Genomic DNA, 20,153 nt, shown 5'->3' on the forward strand with positions numbered 1-20,153 from the left:
CTCCCTGCGTGCTCATTCTTCCGTATCGGATTCCGTCCGCGCGGCGCGTCGGGCGGGGCGGGTGGTTTCCCGCAGGCGCTCCAGTTCCGCCAGGGCGGTGGCGGCAGTCTCCCGATCCGTGGTCGCCAGCCCCAGCAGCAGCATCTCGAGGCAGGCCACGGTGGCGCTGTGCAGCGCCACATGCCCGCTGCGGCCCCGGGGGACGGGCAGGACCACCGTTGCGGATCGCGCCGGTTTTTCGTCCGGGGCGTCTGTCAGCAGAATGACCGGGATCTGCAGGCGGCGCGCCTCGAAGATGGTTGCCTCGGCCTCGGGGTAGGGTTTGCCATAGGCCAGCATCACCAGCGCATCGCCACGTTCCAGTTCCAGCAGCTGGTCGGCAAGGGCCGGTCCCATCTGGTCGAGGACAAGCTGCCGCCGCCCCTTGCGACGCAATCGGGCGGCGAAATATGCGGCGATATGTGCGGTGGGGCCGACGCCGAAGACGGCGATCCTTTCAGCGACATGCAGGATCTTCAGCGCATCCGGCATGGCGCGGCGCACCGGGCCATCGCGCAGCGCCGCCAGGGCATCGCTGAGCGAGGCGATCACCCTGTCCATCGCGGCCTCGGTATCCTCGCCGACCTCGGCCCAGGTCCGGGCCAGATTGTCGGCCGGGGCGCTTCTTTCCCTGTAGGCGGAGGCAAGCTCGCTTCGCAGATCGTGCAGCCCGTCGAACCCGAGCGCCTGGACGGCGCGCACGACGGTCGCGTCCGAGGTTCCGGTCGCGCGCCCCAGATCGAGCGCCGAAAGGGTCAGGGTCTCGATCGGATTGGCTGCGATATAGTCCGCGACCCTCGTGCAGGCCGGCGACAGGCGATCACGGCAGCGGGCATGGCGCTGTGTGAGGATATCCCGTGCTGGCGCCGGGCCATTCCTGCGTGTCTTGGTCATGGTCGGCTTGCGTCTCCAACCCGGTGGATGTAGCGTTCGCTACCATATCGGAGCACATGGACAGATGCCATCCCTTGTCCGAGCAGGAAACCCAGTGTCTGCAACTGCCGCGCCGGCCAGGGCGGCCCCGCTGATCGTCGAGAACCTGTCCTGGGGCGAGGGATGTCCGCGCTGCAGCCTGACGGTCGCGCCCGGAGAATGCGTCGTGCTGACCGGACCCTCGGGCAGCGGCAAGAGCCGGCTGCTGCGGCTGATCGCCGACCTGGACCCGGGATTTGGCACCGCGCGGATCGGCAGCCTGGTGCGAGAGGAAATTCCCGCCAACGACTGGCGCCGGCTGGTGGTCTATGTGCCGGCAGATTCCGGGTGGTGGGCCTCTCGTGTGCGCTGCATATGTCGGACGAGGCGCGGGGGCGGCGGCTGTTCCCCGATCTCGCGCTTCCCGACAAGCTCATGGACGCGGCGCCCGACGAGGTTTCGAGCGGCGAGCGCCAACGTTTGGCCCTCATCAGAGCCTTGATCCTGCAGCCGTATTTCATTCTGCTGGACGAGCCGACCTCTGCCCTCGACCCCGCTGCGACGCTGATGGTGGAAAGGGTCCTGGCCCGGGCAAAGGAGGATGGCACGGGGTTGCTGGTGGTATCGCATGATCCCGAGCAGGTCGCCCGCATCGCAGATCGGCACTACGCGCTGTCGGACTGCGGGCTGGCCGAGGTCGTTTCGTGACGCCGATCACCCTCTCCGCATTCGACCTGCTGCTGGCGGCCCTTAGCCTGCTGATCGCCTCGGGGCTTTCGCTGCTGCTGTCGCTCGGGTTTCACCGGGCGATGGCCATCGCGGTCTTGCGGATGGTCGCGCAGTTGGTGCTGGTCGGGCTGCTGCTGCGCTACATCTTCGCGCTCTCGTCGCCTGTGGTCACGCTGGGCTTTGCTGCGGTCATGATCCTGGCTGCAACCTGGGAAGTTCACTCCCGGCAGAAGCGGCAGTTGCGCGGCTGGCTTCGTTTCGGCCTTGGTGGGCTGCCGGTAGTGATCGCTACGACCTTCGTGACCGGCATAGCGCTGGCGACGGCGCTGCGCGAGGCGGCCTGGCTCGACCCCCGGCACACGATCCCCCTGGTCGGCATCATCCTGGGCACGGTGATGAACAGCACCAGCCTGGCGCTGAACACGATGCTTGGCAGCGTCCAGCGCGAGCGGCGCGCGATAGAGGCCCGGCTGTCCCTGGGCGCCGACAGCCATCTCGCCCTGCGCGAACTCCGCCTGTCGGCCGCCCATAACGGCCTGATCCCGGTCATCAACCAGATGGCGGGCGCAGGCATCATCACCCTGCCGGGTATCATGACCGGGCAGATTCTGGGCGGCATGGATCCCCTGGATGCCGCCCGATACCAGATCCTGCTGATGCTGCTTCTGGCCGGGGCGGGGGGCCTTGGCGTGATCCTGGCGACGCAGCTCTGCCTTGCGTCGGTCACCGACAAGCGGCACCGTCTGCGTCTCGACCGGCTGGAAGAGAGGGGCTGACCGTGGCAGGGCGGTTACGTATCGTGACAGCCCGTCGACAGGCGGATGCGGGATCAGAATGCCGGTGCACTGGCTGCACATCACGGTTGCTGCGGAGCGCACAAGGGGATGGCTGCTTGGACCGGAGAGCGGCATGGGGATGGCGATGGCGATCGCCGGCACTCCCCAGTGGTCCAAAGATTCGAGTCATGACGCTGTCTGGAAACGACTGCCTGGCCACCAGAGTGCTGGATGGCTGACGCGGCGGAGCAGGTTGGCTGGACGCTGGCTGCCGTCTGGGTGGCTGGCTGTCTTGCTGCAGCCTGTGTAACGCTTCTGCCGCGCGGACCAATGCGACAGCAGCGCTCGACAGTTTCGATCGAGATTGCCCGCATGTCCTGTCGCGGCCATCTGCCTGCGGGAGTGTTGCAGCCAGACAGGCCTGCGGCGTAGCCCCGGGGCCCTGATCTTTCCGCCGTTCACTCCGGTGTGGCACGCCTTCCGCCAGCGCAGCGGGGGCTGGCGCCGTCGGGCGCAGTCATGCCACGCAGCGGAAACCTGAATATCCGGGGGTCTTACTGCCACCTCGGGGCACAGACATGCCCGCCCTCGGTGTCAGCCAGATAGAGCGGATGGAAGCTGCCAAGCCTGACTGCACCGACAATCTTGCAGCCCGCCTTGTCAGCACAGGCGGCCAGCGTCTCGCGCGCATCGTCAGCGGTACACAGCAGCTCATTCGAGCAGCGCCGATGATACAGCCCGCCGCCCGCATCCGAGGCCAGAAGCCCCGGCCGCTCGGCATCGCCGATGTCGAGCCCCAGCAGATCGGCCTCGGCCAGCGGATGCGCGTCCCGGACCTGCGGGGCCGGGATCTCGGTCCCATAGACGATGGCACTCGCCTCGCGAACCGTCGCTTCGGCATCGTCGCCACACATCAGGCCAAGGTCCACCGGCTCGGATCTGCACGCCGTCAGGGCCAGTGCCGAGATGACAAGGGAAAGCGCCGTAAGCCTCATTCGTTTCAATCCGCTGGCTAATTGCTGACCGGGGGCGGCCGGTTGCCGGAACCCGGTTTGGGAACCGATAGCCGGAGGCCGCCGCCGCGACAATCCGGATGATGCCCGGCCGGCAATGGGACTGCGAGACGGGAAAGCTCAGGGGCACGAAGGCTGCAGAAGCGCCAGAACGATGATCGCGCGCCCCGCTCGAGGCGCAGCGGCGACCCGCCTCATACCTGTCCCGCGCAGATTCTGGCCCCCGGCACCGGCCACCCAGACGGCCCGGATCTGGACCTGTGCCTGACCGGCTGGTGACGGACCCCACTGTCTCGCGCCACGCGCAGCTCCTCCTCACATGATCAGAGGGCGCTGATCCGGCATACCCATCGAGATGAGCAGGGGGGCGGCCTTCTGGCGGGATTGGAAGCTCGCCTTGTCGGGCAGGTCCGCCCAATCTGCCAGGATCAGGCTTTGCGCCACCGCGCCGCCAAGTGTCGTGCCGGGGCCGGTGACGATGAACAGGTCGGGTGCGAATTCGCGCGCCGCCACGGCGACGGCGTGGGTGAAGTCGTAGGGCTCGACGACCTGATGGCCCAGCGTATAGGCGCGCAGCGCTCCGGGGTCGGTGGCGCCGGGCCACCAGATCGCGCCGCGCCCGTCGATCAGCGGCCATGCCGGCCGGCGAAACAGCGAGACGGGCAGGGCGGCGCGGCCCTGCTCGGCCACCGGCTCTTGCAGCGGCGTATGGAAGGCGGCGTGATTGCCCAGCCGCATCGGGAAGCGGCCCTGAACCGGCGTCACGGCGGCTTCGAATGCCTTCAGCCCGGCGGTATTGCCCGCGATGACCAGCATTCCGCCAAGGTCGATCGACAGGAACAGCCGGTGATCGGGGCGGCCGGCGATGGTGGCGATCAGCGCCAGCAGCTCGGCCCGGCGGGCGGGGTCGGGGCGCCAGTCCTCGTCCACCCACGGGTGGATCAACTGGCCGCCGATCATCGCCTGCTGCATCAGCGTGCCCATGGTATTGGCGATGCGAAACCCGTCCTCGGGCGTGGTCGCACCGGCACAGGCGAGCGCGCTGTACCAGCCCATCGAGTTGCCGGTGACGGCGACGACCTCGACCTTTTCACGGTTGATTGCCATGAAATCGCCCAGCGAGGCGGCGAAGATCAGCCCCGAGGCATTGTCGCCCCTGGTATGGTGCGACATGACGAATTTCTGTGCGCCATCCAATGCGGTCAGCGTTTCCTGCCCGCGTGCCGCACGCTCGTCGTCAAAGGCGGACAGCAGGCGCGGGTCGGGAAAATGCCGCCGCAGATAGCCCAGCTCGGCCGTATTGTAGGTGCCCCGGCCGGGGCAGATCACCACTGCGGTTTTCATGCTTGTCCTCTTGCCCGGTTCTTGGCGACCCTGCCCGCCAGCGAGATCGCCGCCTCGGCGATGCCCTCGGCCGAAGGCATGGTCGCGGCATAGGCCGGGCCAGTCGCGATGAAGCTGTCCTCGGCGGTGATGCGCGCCAGCTGCGCCTGCGAGGCTTCGTGGAAATGCGCCATCAGCGCCTCGGCCACGCCGCCGGAATGTCGGGTCTCGTCCACGACCAGGATATTGCGGCAGCCGGCGACGGCGCGGGTCAGCCCCTCCTTGGGCAGGGGCGACAGCCAGCGCAGATCGACGATCCGCGCCTTGATCCCGGCAGCCTCGATCCGCGAGAGGGCGCGGTTTGCCAGATAGACGCCATTGCCGAAGGTCACGATCGCCAGATCCTCGCCCGTGCCGGTCACGCCGACCTCGCCAAGCGCGATGACCTCGGACGGGTCGGGATAGCGGCGCATCCACAGCCCGTCCTTGTCCTCGTGCAGGTCGCGCATCGGGTAAAGCGCGATGGGTTCCAGAAACACCACCACGCGCTGCTCTTCGCGGGCCAGCCGCACGCATTCGCGCAGCATCCGCGCCGCATCGGCGCCGTTCGACGGCACCGCCAGGATCACGCCGGGAATGTCGCGCAGCACCGCCACCGAGTTGTCGTTGTGGAAATGCCCGCCGAAGCCCTTCTGGTAACCCAGCCCGGCGATGCGCAGCACCATCGGGTTGGTGTATTGGCCGTTGGAAAAGAAGGACAGCGTCGCCGCCTCGCCCCGGATCTGGTCCTCGGCATTGTGCAGATAGGCGAGGAACTGGATTTCCGGCATCGGCACGAAACCGTTCTGCGCCATGCCGATGGCAAGGCCCAGGATGGACTGTTCGTCCAGCAGCGTGTCGATCATCCGGTCGGGGCCAAAGCGCTGGATCAGCTTCTGGGTAACACCATAGACCCCGCCCTTGCGGCCGACATCCTCGCCCATCATCACGATCTCCGGGTGGGTCAGCATCAGGTCGGTCAGCGCCCAGTTGATCAGGCGCGACATGATCTGCGGTTCCTCCATCGCCCTCAGGTCGCTGCCAAAGGCGGCCGCGCGGGCCGCCGTGGTGGGGCCGTTGGTCGGGTGGCAGGCGCGTACGGGCGGGACGATGCTGGCCATCACCCCCGCCGCATCGCGCAGGCGCGGGCGCTTGACGGCAGCGGCGGCCACCCGCGTCACGCGGTCGGCGGTGTCCCGATAGATTTCCAGCGCCGCGGGTGGGGTCAGCGCGCCCGCCTGCGACAGCAGCCGCACCGAATGCAGCAGCGGATCCTGCGCCTCTTCGGCCTCGACCTCGGCCTTGGGCAGATAGGTCGTCGGCATGTCGGCACCGGCATGGCCGTACAGGCGGATGGTGCGGACATGCAGGAAGGCGGGCTTGCGGCGCCGGCGGACATAATCGGCCGCGGCCAGCGCCGTGGCATAGGTTTCGTAGATGTCCCGCCCGTCGCAGGCGAAATATTTCAGCCCCTCACGGTTTGCGAAGGTGGCGGCGATCCAGCCCCGCGGGGTCTTGGTCGAGATGCCGATGCCGTTGTCCTCGCAGCAGAACAGCAGCGGCATCGGGATCGACTGGAACGCCGTCCATTGCGCGGCGTTGAAGGCGCCCTGCGCGGTCGAATGGTTGGCCGAGGCGTCGCCGAAGCTGCAATAGACGATGGCGTCGTCGGGCAGGATCGCATGTTCAGGCCGGTGGCGTTTCGCCGCGCCGATGGCATAGGCCGCGCCCACCGCCTTGGGCAGATGGCTGGCAATGGTCGAGGTCTGCGGCGGGATGAACAGCGCCTTCGATCCCAGCACCTTGTGCCGCCCGCCCGAGATCGGGTCGTCCGAGGACGAGGCAAAGGACAGCAGCATGTCCCAGGCGATGGTCTGGCCGGGCACCTGTTCGGCGCGCTGGATCTGAAAGGCGGCGTCGCGATAATGCAGGAAGGCCATGTCGGTCGGCCGCAGCGCCGCTGCCACCGCCGCCAGCCCCTCATGCCCGGACGAGCCGATGGTATAGAACCCCGTGCCCGCCGCCTGCATCGCCCGGCTGGTGCGGTCGAGATGCCGCGTCAGGCAGCCCGATCGATACAGCGACACCGCTAAAGCCGGGGGCAGCGGTCCCGAAGGCGCGCGCCCTGCCGGCAGATCGCCGGCGGCGACCCGCCGCAGGAAGTTTTCATGCACGATGACCGAACGGCCCATCCCGTTTCCTTTTCTTCCCTGATGTGTCGGCTTCAGGCCGTGACGCCCAGTCGCACGTCCAGCGCCGCGTGAATGCGGCTCAGACCCTCTTCGAGATCCCGCTCGGCATAGGCAAAGGACAGCCGCGCGTGCCCCGGCAGGCCAAAGGCGCGACCCGGCACGATGGCGACGCCGGCCTGATCCAGCAGCCAGGCGCAGATCGCGGCGTCGGATTCAAAGCCGCCCGCGGCGATTGCCCGCGACAGATCGGGAAAGGCATAGAACGCGCCCTTGGGCTCGGGGCACACCACGCCCGGCATCGCGTTCAACCCCGCAACCACGTGGTCGCGTCGTGCCCGCATCGCCGCGCGGCGGGTCTCCAGCAACGACTGGTCCCCGGTCAGTGCTGCCAGCGCCGCCGCCTGCGAAATCGACGACGCGCCCGAGGTGATCTGCCCCTGCACCGCGCCCATCGCCTTGATCAGCGCCGCCGGCCCGACGCCCCAGCCGATCCGCCAGCCGGTCATCGAATAGGCCTTGGACACCCCGTTCACCACCAGCGTGCGGTCGGCCAGTTCCGGCGCGGCATCGCGGAAGCGCGTGAAAGGGACGTAGCTCAGGTGCTCGTAGATCTCGTCCGACAGCACCCAGACCTGTTCATGCCGCGCCAGCACCTCGGCCAATGCGCGGATCTCGGCCGCCGAATAGATCGCGCCCGAGGGGTTCGAGGGCGAGTTCAGCATCAGCCAGCGGGTGCGGGGGGTGATCGCGGCCTCCAGCGCCTCGGGCGTCAGCTTGAACCCTCGCGTCATCGGGCAGGGCAGCACCACCGGCCTGCCCCCTGCCAGCGCCACGATGTCGGAATAGCTGGTCCAGTAGGGGGCCGGGATGATGACCTCGTCGTCATCGGCAAGGCTGGCCAGCATGGCATTCGCCAGCACCTGCTTGGCGCCGGTCGAGACGATCACCTCGGCTGGGGACACGCCGTTGACGGCAGCGATGGCGGCGCGCAGTTCGGCCGTTCCCAACGTGGCCGGATAGCGGGTCTTGCCCGCCAGCGCGGCCCGGTGTGCGGCCTCGATCACATGCGGGGGCGTCGGGAAATCCGGTTCCCCGGTCGACAGGGCAATGATGTCATGGCCCTGCGATTTCAGCACCGCCGCCTTCTCAGTCAGCTGGACGATTTCCGAGATTTCGAGATTGGCGATCCGGGGCGCTCGGATAAAGCCGGTCATGGGGCACCTTTGGAGAAGGGAACGGATTTCAGGAAGGTGTCGCGGCCGGTCTCGGCCAAGTGGACCGCCTGTGCGCCGGTTTCGTAAAAGAGCTGCTGCAACCCGCGCCAGGCGGCCGGGGCCGGGCGGGTGACGGGCAGGGGCAGATCGGATTCGGCGATCTCGCCGGCCAGCAGGGCGGCCATGCACTGGCCAAAGACCGTGCCCGGCGCGATGCCGCGCCCGTTATAGCCGCAAAAGGCGAAAACCCCGTCCTCCAGTCGATGAAAGCGCGGCAGGTTGTCCGAGGTCATGCCGATGCTGCCGAACCATTCCTGTTCGAAATCGACCGGGCCGATCTGCGGATAAAGCCGGCGCAGCGCGGTCCTTGCCCAGGCCCGATGCACGGCCGCGCCGCCGTTCTTCAGCGCCCCGACCGAGCCGAAGATCAGCCGATTCATCCGATCGAAGCGATAGGACAGCAGCACCTCTTTGGTGTCCCAGACGCCCTGGCGGCCCGGCACGATGGTTTGCGCCACATCCTCGGGCAGGGGCGTCGTCGCCATGTTGAAATAGGGCAGGACGACCTGCTGGCGGGCGATTTCCGCCATCACGAAGCGGGTATACATGTCGGTTGCCACCACCACCCGGCCCGCCCGGACGGTGCCTTTTGGGGTGCGCACCAGCCAGCCCTTGCCGCTGCGTTCCAGCGCAAGGGCCGGCGTGTCGGTATGGATTGCCGCGCCCTTGCCGATGGCGGCCCGCGCCAGCCCGCGCGCATAGGCGAGCGGCTGGATGGTGCCCGCCCGGCGGTCCAGAAGCGCGCCTTCGAACGCATGGGTGCCCAGCATCCGGGCCGCCTCGGCCTTGCCCAGAAGCTCGACCGGGGCGCCGAGTTTCTGCCATTGCCGGGCGCGTTCGGCCAGTTCGCCAAACCCCTTGCGTCCGACACCGGCATGCAGCGTTCCGACCGGCGTAGCCTCGCAATCGATGCCGTAGCGGCGGGTAATGTCCCAAACCTGCGCCGGCCCGTTGCCCAGCAGCTCCAGCAGCCGGCTGCCATGATCCGGCCCCAGCGTGGCGATCAATTCCTCTGGCATCACCCACATGCCGGCATTGACCAGCCCGACATTGCGTCCCGAGCCGCCAAAGCCGATCTGCTGGGCCTCGACGACGATGCAGCCGATGCCGCATTCGGCCAGATGCAGCGCGGTGGAAAGGCCGGTATAGCCGCCGCCGATGATCGCTACATCGGTCATCACCTCGCCTTCAAGCGCGTGGGTCGGCGGCGGGGCCGGCGCGGTTTTTCCCCACAGACCGTGCGAGCGCGGATCGTTGAGCATCATCCCTCCCGTTTGTCCTGAATGGCCGGGCGGTGCGTGCCGGCCCGGTGTTTTGCATCTTTATTCAGGGGCCGGAGAGGCTTACGCTAGCAAGCGTTTTGCATGACATCATACCGTGGAGTCATAGCCATCTTCTCTGCCCGAAGGTTCCTTCCGTCGCTGCCGCTGCTTGCGGCGTTCGAGGCTGCCGCCAGAACCGGCTCGATCACCCGCGCGGCCGACGAATTGTCGCTGACGCAATCGGCGGTCTCGCGACAGATCAAGGCGCTGGAAGGGCAGCTGGGGGTCGAGCTGTTCGTGCGCGAAAAGCAGAAGATCCGCCTGACGCTGGGCGGCATGGTGTATGCGCGCGAAATCCGCGAGGCGCTGACCAAGATCTCGAACGCGTCGCTGAACCTGCGGGCCAATCCGTCCGGCGGCTCTTTGACGCTGGGCGTGCCGCCCACCTTCGGGGCGCGCTGGCTGACGCCGCGGCTGCCCCGGTTCGTCGCGCGCCACCCCGAGGTGATGCTGAACGTCCTCAGCCGGCCGGCAAAGTTCGACTTCAATCAGGATATCATCGACGCCGCCATCTATTTCGGCCCCCCGCAATGGACCGGCGTCCAGATGGTGGCGCTGCGCAACGAGATCATCCTGCCGGTCTGCGCGCCGCAGCTGATAGAGCGTTTCCGGTTCCGCGAGCCCGCCGACATCCGACAGGCGCCGCTGCTGCATCTGACCACAAGACCGGATGCATGGGAACGCTGGCTGCGCCATTACGGGGTGGATGACCAGGCCGTTCACGGCATGCTGTTCGACCAGTTCACGACGCTGTTCGAGGCGGCGGCGGCGGGACTGGGTATCGCTCTGCTGCCCCGGTTCATGTTCGGGGACGAGCTGCGCGAAGGCCGCATCGTCGAGGCGCTGCCCCTGGCCCTGGAAAGCGTCGATGCCTATCACCTGTGCTGGCCCGAGGATCGCGGCACGCATCATCCGCTGGTCCTGTTCCGCGACTGGCTGACGGAAGAAATGGCCGCGGAACGCCCCTGAAGCGCCACGGGCAATCATTCCATTCCGACATGAGTTCAGACCGATTCCTTGATTTTCAGCAGGGCTGGTTCTGCCTCACTCTCGCTTTCAACGACAGACCGTAGCCCCGCCAGCCGGGGCGCTGGAGGACGGTAAATAACAAGCTCCGGATTTCCACGGGGCGTCGTATTGCGACGAGGGAGAGGACTATGTCGAAAACCACGAATATGATTGGCGGGCTGCTGCTTGCCGCAAGCCTTGCCGCGCCCGCAGCTGCCCAGGACGGAACCGCCAGCTGGGCCAATGTCCAGCAATCGGGCGTGCTGCGCTGCGGGGCCGCCGTCTATCCGCCCTTCGTCAGCTTCGATCCGCTGACGGGCGAATATTCGGGCCTGTTTGCCGATCTGTGCCGGATGTATGCCGAAGACGTGCTGGGCGTGCGGGCCGAATTCGTGGACACCACCTGGGACAATATCGTCGCGGGGCTTCAGGCCAACCGCTGGGATCTGGCGCTGGCACTGAACCAGACCCCGCAGCGCGCGCTGGCGGTGGGGTTCTCGGATGCCGCGATCCCCGACCAGATCTCGCTGGCCTATCGCCAGGGCAACAACAAGATCCCCGCCACCCCGGCCAGCTTTGCCGATTTCGACGTGGACGGGGTGACGGTCATCGTGACCTCGGGCACCTACATGGACCGCGCGGTGACGGACGCTGCCCGGAACGCCGAGATCCTGCGCCTGCCGTCGGGGGACGAGGCGCGGCTGGCGCTGATGTCGGGCCGCGGCGATGTGTTGGCCGATCCGGTGGATTCCAACACCGTCTATGTCGCCTCGAACGAGGACTGGGCCACGCATATCATCCCCGAGCCCGCCCTGTCCCGGCAGGGGATGGCCATGGGTGTCAATCGCTCGATGTCCTACCAGGATCTGCAGTCGCTGAACTTCTTCCTGGAAGAGCTGCGCGCAACCGGCCGGATCGACGCAATGCTGCAAGCCGCCGTCCAGCAGATCATCGACGAGAACCAGTAACCGCCTGGTTTCCTGCAACATGATCAGGGCCTTGTCGTTCCGCGGCTTTTGCCTGCGGGACGATGGCCCGGCTTTACCGGAGCGATGAATGACCGAGATTCAGCCCCTCGTCGAGATGCGCGGCGTTCACAAGAATTACGGGACGCTTCAGGTCCTGTCGGGCATCGACCTTGAGATGTGGCCCGGCGACCGGCTGGTCGTGATCGGCCCCTCGGGCGGCGGCAAATCGACCCTTCTGCGCATCATGATGGGGCTGGAGGATATCCGCCGCGGCGAAATCGACCTTCTGGGCAAGCGCTACATCACCGGGCACGAGCAATCGGGCAAGACCCGGATCGACAGCACGCTGCGCAAGCAGGTGGGGATGGTGTTCCAGCACTACACGCTGTTCCCGCATCTGACGATCATCAGCAACCTGACGCTGGCCGCGATCAAGACGCGCGGCATGCCGAAACCGGCGGCGCTGGACAAGGGGATGCAGCTTCTCAAGAGGCTGGGACTGGAAAGCAAGGCACAAAGCTATCCCAGCCAGCTTTCCGGCGGCCAGAAGCAGCGGGTGGCCATCGCGCGGGCGCTGATGCTGGACCCGCGGCTGATGCTGTTCGACGAGGTGACATCGGCGCTGGACCCCGAGCTGGTGGCCGAGGTCGAGGCGGTGATGCTGGAACTGGCCGAACAGCAGATGCCGATGATGCTGGTCACCCATGACATGTGGTTTGCGAAGAACATCGCCAGCCGGGTCATCTTCTGCGCCGGCGGCGTCGTGGTCGAGGATGGCCCGCCCGAGCAGGTGCTGGGCGATCCGGTGAACCCGCGCACGCGCGAATTCATCGAGCGCGTCTTCCATATCAAGACATGAGGCGCGGCGATGGAGTATGAATTCCAGTTTCACTACATCCTTCAGGCTTGGCCGGTCCTGATGGAGGGGCTGAAGGTCACGGTGCAGTTGACCGTGATCGCCAATATCATCGCGCTGACGCTGGGCTTCGTGATCGCGCTGCTGGTGCTCTCGAAATACTGGCTGCTGCGGGCGCCCTTTGCCCTGATGATCGAGCTGTTCCGCTGCACCCCGGTTCTGGTCCAGATCCTGTGGTTCTTCTACTGCGTGCCGATCCTGTTCGGGATCTACCTGGCGCCGCTGCCGATGGGCATTCTGGCGCTGGGCATCAACCTTGCCTGTTTCAACGCCGAGGCTTACCGCGCCGCCATCCAGGCGGTGCCGCGCGAACAGCTGGATGCGGGTGTGGCGCTGGGGTTTTCGCCGCTGCAGCGGGTTCGCTACGTGGTGTTTCCCCATGCCTTCCGCGCCGCGCTGCCGGTGCTGATCACCAACGGCATCACGCTGTTCCAGCAATCCGCGCTGGTGGCGATCGTGGCGCTCAGCGACCTGATGTACATGGGCCGGCAGGTCGCCACCCAGAGCTATCGCCCGATCGAAACCTACACCGCCGTCGCGCTGATCTATTTCGCCATTTCCTTTCCGGTGTCGCGGGTCGCTGCGTGGGTTGAACAGCGGCTTGACGCCGCACGGGCCTGAGGGGTCCTTGCCATGACCATCGATTTCTCGTTCCTGGCCCGCTATCAGGATGCCCTGCTGATGGGGCTGGGCATGACCCTGCGCCTGACGCTGATCGCCTTTGCCCTTGGCATCGTCTGGGGCTTTGTGCTGGCGCTGCTGCGAAATTCATCCATCGCGCCGGTGCGCTGGATCGCCGCCGTCTATGTCGAGTTCTTTCGCGGCACGCCGGTGCTGATCCAGATCTTCTGGATCTTCTACTGCATGCCGATCTTTCTGGGCACCGACCTGTCGAACTTTACCGCCGCCGTGCTGTGCCTGACGCTTTACGGCGGCGCGATCATGTCCGAGACGTTCCGGGCCGGCATGAAATCCATCGGGCGCGAGCAATACGATGCCTGCCATGCGCTTGGCCTGTCCCCATGGACGCGCGCCACCCGGATCGTGCTGCCGCAGGCCACGCTGCGCTCGGTCCCGGTGCTGCTGTCGAACGGCATCGGCATCTTCAAGGAAAGCTCGCTGGTGTCGGCCATCGGCATGATGGAGCTGATGTTCATCGGCACCACCATCTCGAACCGCACCGGCCGCCCGGTCGAGGTCTTTACCGCCGTCGCGCTGATCTATTTCGTCGTCGCCTTCCCGCTGACCCGGCTGGTGACATGGCTTGAAAAGCGCATCCTGAAACGCTTTGCCATCTGATGGGCTCGATGATGTTCCGGATCGGTCGCAAATCCCAGTCATGGTATGGCGAAAGCATCGGTATCCTGATCCTTGACGCCGCCTATCCCTGCGTTCCCGGCAATGTCGGCAACGCCACCACCTATCCCTTTCCCGTGCGCTATCACCGGGTCGAGGGCGCGTCGATCGACCGGCTGCTCAATCAGGCCGATCCGGCGCTGGTGACGCCCTTTGTCGAGGGCGCGCGGAAACTGCAGGCCGAAGGCGTGAAGGCGATCACCGGCGCCTGCGGTTTCATGGCGCTGTTTCAGCGCGAGGTTGCGGCGGCGGTCGAGATCCCGGTCTTTCTGTCGCCCCTGCTGCAGATTCCGTTCATCGCCCGGATCACCGGCCGCCCGGTCGGCATCATCACCGCCAACGCCTCGCGCCTGACGCCGGCGCATTTTACCGCCTGCGGTGTCGGCCCCGGCATCGCGCTGCACGTCGCCGGGATGGAAGAGCAGCCGGAGTTCCGCAGCGCCATCCTCGAGGAAAAGGGCACGCTCGACAGCACGCGGATCGAAGCCGAGGTCAGCACTGTCGCCGCCGAGCTTGTCGCGCGCCACCCCGAGATCGGGGCCGTCCTGTTGGAATGCTCGGACCTGCCGCCCTATGCGCAGGCGGTCCAGACCGTCACCGGCCGGCCGGTCTTCGATTTCAACAGCATGATCCACCACGTCGAGCGCGCCTGCGTCACCCGAAGCTATCAGGGTGCGATGTAGCGCCGGTTTTTCGGGTGCTCGCTCCCGGAACGTCATTCCCGTCTGGCATGAGGTCAGCCCCAATCATCGCAGGCCGCCCCGGACCGCCCATGCTATCCACGGCGTCATACACACGAAGGAGCCGTGCGAGCATGAGCGCCGACATCATCCCCGGTCGGGGCCGGGGCGCCGCAGCGCCGCTTGCGCAGCCTGCTTGCACAGATCGCACCCGCCGCGCGCGGCGTGGTGAAACTCGGATGACAGAAAAGGACGAACCCATGTCGCAATCCATCGCCGCCCGTACGACCGAATTGCTGACCCGGCTTGGTGTCGAAAGCGATGCCTATACCGGCGGCACCCTGGCCAGCTTTTCGCCGGTCACCGGGGAGGAGGTCGCCCGGCTGAAGCCCCACAGCGCCGAGGATACGCGGCAGGCCATCGCCAGCGCCCGCGCGGCCTTCGAGGCATGGCGCACCGTCCCCGCCCCGCGCCGGGGCGAGCTGGTCCGCCTGCTGGGCGAGGAACTGCGCGCCGCCAAGGACGATCTGGGCCGGCTCGTGTCCATCGAGGCGGGCAAGATCCCGTCCGAGGGGCTGGGCGAGGTGCAGGAGATGATCGACATCTGCGATTTCGCCGTCGGGCTGTCGCGGCAGCTTTACGGGCTGACCATCGCCTCGGAACGCCCGGGCCACCGAATGATGGAGACCTGGCACCCGCTGGGCGTCGTGGGCGTAATCTCGGCCTTCAACTTCCCGGTCGCGGTCTGGTCGTGGAATGCCGCGCTGGCGCTGGTCTGCGGCAATGCGGTCGTCTGGAAGCCGTCGGAAAAGACGCCGCTGACCGCGCTGGCCACCCAGGCCATCTTCGACCGCGCGCTGGCCCGTTTCGGCGACGCGCCTAAGGGCCTCAGCCAGGTGCTGATCGGCGGCCCCGACATCGGCGAGGCGCTGGTCGCCAGCCACGACGTGCCGCTGATCTCGGCCACCGGCTCGACCCGCATGGGCCGGATCGTCGGGCCCAAGGTGGCCGAGCGCTTCGGCCGCTCGATCCTGGAACTGGGCGGCAACAATGCCGGCATCGTCTGCCCCTCGGCCGATCTGGACATGGCCCTGCGCGCGATCGCCTTTGGCGCCATGGGCACGGCAGGCCAGCGCTGCACGACGCTGCGCCGCCTGTTCGTCCACGACTCCGTCTATGATGCGCTGGTGCCGCGGCTGATCAAGGCCTACGGCTCGGTCAGCATCGGCAATCCGCTGGACAGCGGCGCGCTGGTCGGCCCGCTGGTGGACGGCCAGGCCTTTCAGGCGATGCAGGACGCGCTGCAGGCTGCAAAGGCGGCCGGCGGCACCGTCCATGGCGGCGAGCGCGTTTCGGTCGGGCCGGACACCGCCTTCTACGCCCGTCCCGCCTTGGTCGAGATGCCCGAGCAGACCGGCCCGGTGCTGGAGGAAACCTTCGCCCCGATCCTCTATGTGATGAAATACAGCGATCTGGCCGAGGCGATCCGCCTGCATAACGCGGTCGGCGCGGGGCTTTCCTCGTCGATCTTCACGCTGGACCTGCGCGAGGCGGAAACCTTCGTCTCGGCGGCCGGCTCGGATTGCGGTATCGCCAATGTCAATATCGGCACCTCGGGCGCCGAGATCGGCGGGGCGTTCGGGGGCGAGAAAGAGACCGGCGGCGGGCGCGAAAGCGGCTCGGACGCGTGGAAGGGCTATATGCGCCGCCAGACCAACACGATCAACTACTCGACCCAGCTGCCGCTGGCGCAGGGCGTCGTGTTCGATATCGAATGACCGGCTGCGGGCGGCTTTTGCCGCCCGCGCCCTGGCTTCTGCGCGGGCCCCGCGCGCGGGGCGCAGAGCCTTTCTGACGCGATCCGCAAGCCGCTCGGGCGTGACGCGACACGGGCCGGGGTGGTTCGCTTCCTGCGCGACCTGGTCGCGCTCGACCGCGGCGCGATCGTCATCGACCTGATCTACGGCCTGCCCGGGCAGACCCCGCAGAACGTGGCCGACGACGTGCGGCTCTGCGCCACACTCGGGCTCGACGGGCTCGACCTCTATTTGCTGAACCTGATCCGGCACGTCGCTGCTGACGGCGTACAACTCAAGGGCAAGCCGGTCGCTGGGCATCGCCGCCGGCGACGCCGTCGCCTTCGTGCGTCGCAGGCTCTTCTCGGTGGAGACGCGCTCGTCGGGCTCATGTGGACTGCACCGCCGCAACTTTCGGCCGGCGACGCTCTCGCGCGACATCCCGCGCTGCCCCTCCGGTGCCCTCGGTGACAAGTCGCACAGCTCTGGCCACCCCCTTGCGGGAATGTTCCCTTGTCCCAGATGGGCTTTATGGCCTAAGCCGGCAGCAGGCAGCCGGGGTCCCTCTCCGCCACCCATCCGGAAAAACAATCGCTTGGCAGGTTTCCTGCGCCTCGGACGGGGCCGCAGACTGCCGGGACCTCGGAGGACTGTCCGTGAAGAAAATCATCCCTGGCCTGCCGCTGGCCGTCGCCCTTGCCCTCGCCGTGGGGGCCGCCCCTGCACTGGCGCAGGAAGTCCGCATTCCCCATGCCCAGGGGGAAACGGTGCTGCCGGCCGCGCCGCAGAAGATCGCGGTCTTCGACCTGCCGACGCTGGATATCGTCAACGCGCTTGGCAAATCCGATCTGGTGGTCGCGGTGCCGAAATCCGCCGACGGTCCGGCGAACTTCCCCGCGCATCTGATGGGCTTTGCCGAGGACCGCCATGCCCCGGCCGGAACCCTGTTCGAACCCGATGCCGCGGCGCTGAAAGCCCTGGCCCCCGATCTGATCGTCGTCGGCGGGCGCTCTGCCGCCCAGTTCGAGCAGATGGCCGCGATCGCGCCCACGGTCGACCTCAGCGCCGGCGCCGGCGACATGGTGTCGAACGTGATCGCCAGCACCGAAAACCTCGGCAGGCTGCTTGGCGCCGAGGAGGCCGCGGCCGCCCGCATCGCCGCCTTCAGGGAAACCATCGCCCGGACCCACGAGCTGGGCGGCAAGGCCGGCACCGGCCTGCTGCTGTTCGGCGCCGGAGAGGGATTCAGCGCGCAGCCCCCGGGCTCTCGCTTCGGCGGAGTCTATGACCTGACCGGGATCGAGCCGGCGATCGGCCCGTCCGAGGCCGCCCCCGGCCCCCGCCCCGAGCCCGGCACCCCCGAGGCCGCGGCCGCCCGGCAGCGCCAGCAGGAAGCGCTCGAGGCGGCGCTGGCCGCCGACCCCGACTGGATCTTCACCATCGACCGCAACGCCGCCGTGGGCAATACCGAGGTCGCGCCGCTGGCCGACCGCCTGGCTGCGGACGAACGGGTGACGGCGACCAGTGCCTGGCAGGAAGGCCGGGTGATCCATCTGGACAGCAAGGTCTGGTATCTGATGACCGGGGGCATCGACGGCATGACCGCCAGCGCCGAAGCCGCCGCGGCGGCCTTTGCGCAGGCGCAATAGGCGCTGCCCCACCGCGCGGCGGGTCCTTTCCCGCCGCGTTTTCCGTTCCAACGGCCGCAGTCGCGCCTGAGCCGGGCCACGGCCGGGGGCCTCGGGCAAGCCGAGACCGGCGCCGGCCGCTACGAGGTCCGCGCTGCTGGAAGAGACGCTGGCCCGCCTGCCGGCCGAGCTGCGCCTGGTGTTCCTGCTGCGCGAGGCCGAGGGGCTGCCCGTGCCGGCCATCGCCCGCGATCCGGGGTGAACCCGATCCCCGCGCGCACCCGCCCGCCGCCACCTGCGCGCCACCCTGGAAACCCGCCGGCGGGGCGGCTTCGACACGGTCTTTCCCTTCGACGGTGCCCGCTGCGCCCGCATGGCGGACCGCGTGGTCGAGGCACTCAAGGGGAGCGAGCGGCGGTGAATGCGGCCCTTCGGGGCAGGGCCGACGCCGGGATGCTGCGCCGGGCGTGGGTGCTTGGCATGAGGCGGTGCGGATCGGCGGGCATGCATCGAGAGCGGCGGTGCGGATGACTGCGACGCCCTGCGTGCGGAGGTGCTGTCGCGCTTGCCGGGCGTGTCGGGATGCAGTCGAGCTTCACGGTCCGAAACGTCTGGTTTCGTCTCTTGCGCGGGGGCGGGGCAGGGGAATCACCCCGGATGCCGCCGGCAGGACAGCTACGCTTAGTTTCGGAATAACGGTTCATAAATGATGGTTCTCGCGCGTAGAAAACGCTTGTGGCTCAGGCCGCGGAAAGGGGTATCGTCGGACATCTCATGCGGATATACTTTGTAATGATTTGAATATAATTGATATTCTTTCCAGTCTGCAACGGTCTGCCGCCGCAGCCATCCATCCCAACTTTCAATGAAACGTTTTATTGACAAGCAGGTTTTGCCCGCCATAAGCTCCGGCGTGGCGGCAGTCATGGGCGCTTCGGAGGAGGGGTGCCCCAAGGATCGCGGTTGCGGGCCGCCAAGCCACCAACTGGGGAGGATGGATGATGGCTTCGGGATTTGGTCGCCTTTTGGGCGGCACTCTGCTTGCATCGCTGGTGTTCGGGGGAACGGCTTTCGCCTGCGAACTGAAGATCGGCTCTCCGGCGGTTCTGTCGGGGCCGGCTGCCCAGTGGGGCCTGGCCCTGCGCGGCGCGCTCGAGTTCGTTGCCAAGGAAACGATGGCGGAGGAGCGGCTGGTCATCGACGGCACGCCCTGCACCGTCACCCCGGTGGTCATCGATTCCAAATATACCGCCGAGGGCGCGGCCTCGGCCATGAATGCGCTGGCGGCCGAAGGGATCAAGGTGGTGGTCGGCGCCGTCGGATCGCCCGAGGTGACCGGGATGAAGCCGGTGGCCAACCGCAACCGCATGGTGGCGATGGTCAACAGCTTCGCCAAGGACGCCATCGGCCCGCAATGGCCCAACGTGTTCCACATCGGGCCCGGGCCCTCGGGCTGGGCGGCGCCGATCATCGACAAGGGGCTCGAGCTCTACGACTTCGACAAGGTGGCCATCGTCGCGCCGAACGATCAGGGCGGCACCGATATCGCCAGCGTGAATGCGCAGATCTTCACGGAAAAGGGCGTCACCGCGGTCGAGGAATATTACCAGCGGGGCACCACCAATTTCGCGCCGATCGTCACCCGCCTGCTGGCGGCCGATCCCGGCGCGGTCGATCTGGCCTCGTCGCCGGCGGGGGATGCGGGCATCATCGTCAAGCAATTGCGCCAGGCCGGGTTCACAGGGCCGATCTTCCGGCTGGGCGGGCCGGGGACCGAGGAAATCGGCCGCGTGGCTGGCGGGCTGAACGTGCTGCAGGACTTCCTGTGGTTCGAGCCGGTCGCCATGGACGACAACCTGCGCGCGCTGGAACAGAAGCATGTCGAGCTGATGGGCGGGCCGCGCCCGGAAAACAGCGACTTCTTCCGCTGGGTCTATGCGGCGCGGATGATGATCAAGGCGGTGCAGGCGGCGCAGACGGTGGACGATTCCGAAAAGATCGCCGAGGCGATGCGCGCGCTGCCGGTCGATGACGAGCATATCGGCGCCGGTCACTGGATCGGCCAGAGCTTCTTCGGGATCAACCAGGAGCTGTCCTATCCCTTTGCCATCGGCGTGATCCAGGGCGGCGAGCAAAAGGATTTCATCCGCGCTGAAGCTGTCAGCGAAGGCTGACGGATCCG

The 20,153-nt window shown here is 67.4% G+C and carries 19 protein-coding genes and 1 pseudogene; 14 read left to right on the top strand and 6 right to left on the bottom strand.

The window, feature by feature from the left end; translation table 11 throughout:
- Positions 1–12: 12 nt before the first annotated feature.
- Positions 13–933 (bottom strand): MurR/RpiR family transcriptional regulator, encoded by a 921-nt coding sequence (locus BUB57_RS06015; RefSeq protein ID WP_084731995.1) that lies wholly within the window; start codon positions 931–933, stop codon positions 13–15.
- A gap of 64 nt (positions 934–997) precedes the next feature.
- On the opposite strand from BUB57_RS06015, the pseudogene BUB57_RS16885 reads away from it, so the two are divergent.
- The 3 genes and pseudogenes from BUB57_RS16885 to BUB57_RS06025 all read left to right on the top strand — a co-directional run.
- Positions 998–1,285 (top strand): annotated as a pseudogene (locus tag BUB57_RS16885) (ATP-binding cassette domain-containing protein); the annotation flags it as partial.
- A 41-nt stretch (positions 1,286–1,326) separates the two neighbouring features.
- The gene (locus BUB57_RS17250) at positions 1,327–1,659 is read left to right on the top strand and encodes an ATP-binding cassette domain-containing protein (RefSeq protein ID WP_268801860.1); all 333 of its coding nucleotides are present in this window, start codon (positions 1,327–1,329) and stop codon (positions 1,657–1,659) included.
- The gene (locus tag BUB57_RS06025) at positions 1,656–2,456 is read left to right on the top strand and encodes an ABC transporter permease (protein ID WP_073063826.1); all 801 of its coding nucleotides are present in this window, start codon (positions 1,656–1,658) and stop codon (positions 2,454–2,456) included. Before BUB57_RS17250 ends, BUB57_RS06025 begins: the two co-directional genes overlap by 4 nt.
- A 554-nt stretch (positions 2,457–3,010) precedes the next feature.
- Here the strand turns inward: BUB57_RS06025 and BUB57_RS06030 are convergent.
- The 5 genes from BUB57_RS06030 to BUB57_RS06050 all read right to left on the bottom strand — a co-directional run bounded on the left by BUB57_RS06030 (position 3,011) and on the right by BUB57_RS06050 (position 9,475).
- Positions 3,011–3,451, bottom strand: coding sequence for a hypothetical protein (locus BUB57_RS06030; RefSeq protein WP_143159641.1), 441 nt, complete (start codon positions 3,449–3,451; stop codon positions 3,011–3,013).
- Positions 3,452–3,784: 333 nt separating this feature from the next.
- A complete protein-coding gene (locus tag BUB57_RS06035) occupies positions 3,785–4,813 on the bottom strand; it encodes an ACP S-malonyltransferase (protein WP_073063832.1) in 1,029 nt (342 codons plus the stop codon).
- Complete coding sequence (locus BUB57_RS06040; RefSeq protein WP_073063835.1) at positions 4,810–7,023, bottom strand: dehydrogenase E1 component subunit alpha/beta; 2,214 nt, start codon at positions 7,021–7,023, stop codon at positions 4,810–4,812. The genes BUB57_RS06035 and BUB57_RS06040 overlap by 4 nt, the downstream gene beginning before the upstream one ends.
- Before the next feature lie 32 nt (positions 7,024–7,055).
- Positions 7,056–8,237 carry a pyridoxal phosphate-dependent aminotransferase gene (locus BUB57_RS06045; protein WP_073063837.1) on the bottom strand — a complete coding sequence of 394 codons (1,182 nt, stop codon included), beginning with the start codon at positions 8,235–8,237 and terminating at the stop codon, positions 7,056–7,058.
- A complete protein-coding gene (locus BUB57_RS06050) occupies positions 8,234–9,475 on the bottom strand; it encodes an NAD(P)/FAD-dependent oxidoreductase (protein ID WP_234951999.1) in 1,242 nt (413 codons plus the stop codon). The genes BUB57_RS06045 and BUB57_RS06050 overlap by 4 nt, the downstream gene beginning before the upstream one ends.
- A gap of 186 nt (positions 9,476–9,661) precedes the next feature.
- Between BUB57_RS06050 and BUB57_RS06055 the strand changes: the two genes are divergently transcribed.
- From BUB57_RS06055 to BUB57_RS06105, 11 genes are all read left to right on the top strand, one after another.
- A complete protein-coding gene (locus BUB57_RS06055) occupies positions 9,662–10,588 on the top strand; it encodes a LysR substrate-binding domain-containing protein (RefSeq protein ID WP_073063840.1) in 927 nt (308 codons plus the stop codon).
- Positions 10,589–10,776: 188 nt separating this feature from the next.
- Complete coding sequence (locus tag BUB57_RS06060) at positions 10,777–11,595, top strand: substrate-binding periplasmic protein (protein ID WP_073063843.1); 819 nt, start codon at positions 10,777–10,779, stop codon at positions 11,593–11,595.
- 88 nt (positions 11,596–11,683) lie between these two features.
- Positions 11,684–12,454 (top strand): amino acid ABC transporter ATP-binding protein, encoded by a 771-nt coding sequence (locus BUB57_RS06065; protein WP_073063846.1) that lies wholly within the window; start codon positions 11,684–11,686, stop codon positions 12,452–12,454.
- Positions 12,455–12,463: 9 nt separating this feature from the next.
- Positions 12,464–13,132: an amino acid ABC transporter permease gene (locus BUB57_RS06070; RefSeq protein WP_073063849.1), complete on the top strand. Its 669-nt coding sequence runs from the start codon at positions 12,464–12,466 to the stop codon at positions 13,130–13,132.
- Between the two features lie 12 nt (positions 13,133–13,144).
- Entirely contained in the window at positions 13,145–13,810 is a 666-nt protein-coding gene (locus tag BUB57_RS06075) for an amino acid ABC transporter permease (protein WP_073063852.1), read from the top strand.
- 11 nt (positions 13,811–13,821) lie between these two features.
- Positions 13,822–14,550 (top strand): aspartate/glutamate racemase family protein, encoded by a 729-nt coding sequence (locus BUB57_RS06080; RefSeq protein WP_200796423.1) that lies wholly within the window; start codon positions 13,822–13,824, stop codon positions 14,548–14,550.
- A gap of 257 nt (positions 14,551–14,807) precedes the next feature.
- A complete protein-coding gene (gene amaB, locus BUB57_RS06085; RefSeq protein ID WP_073064683.1) occupies positions 14,808–16,325 on the top strand; it encodes an L-piperidine-6-carboxylate dehydrogenase in 1,518 nt (505 codons plus the stop codon).
- A 120-nt stretch (positions 16,326–16,445) separates the two neighbouring features.
- Entirely contained in the window at positions 16,446–16,814 is a 369-nt protein-coding gene (locus BUB57_RS06090) for a hypothetical protein (protein WP_073063855.1), read from the top strand.
- Between the two features lie 185 nt (positions 16,815–16,999).
- Positions 17,000–17,992: an ABC transporter substrate-binding protein gene (locus BUB57_RS06095; protein WP_073063858.1), complete on the top strand. Its 993-nt coding sequence runs from the start codon at positions 17,000–17,002 to the stop codon at positions 17,990–17,992.
- A 136-nt stretch (positions 17,993–18,128) separates the two neighbouring features.
- The gene (locus tag BUB57_RS17370; protein WP_407670335.1) at positions 18,129–18,233 is read left to right on the top strand and encodes a sigma factor-like helix-turn-helix DNA-binding protein; all 105 of its coding nucleotides are present in this window, start codon (positions 18,129–18,131) and stop codon (positions 18,231–18,233) included.
- Positions 18,234–18,969: 736 nt separating this feature from the next.
- Positions 18,970–20,145: an ABC transporter substrate-binding protein gene (locus BUB57_RS06105; RefSeq protein ID WP_073063861.1), complete on the top strand. Its 1,176-nt coding sequence runs from the start codon at positions 18,970–18,972 to the stop codon at positions 20,143–20,145.
- The last annotated feature ends 8 nt before the right edge of the window (positions 20,146–20,153 follow it).

Source organism: Paracoccus solventivorans (assembly GCF_900142875.1).
Classification (GTDB): domain Bacteria; phylum Pseudomonadota; class Alphaproteobacteria; order Rhodobacterales; family Rhodobacteraceae; genus Paracoccus; species Paracoccus solventivorans.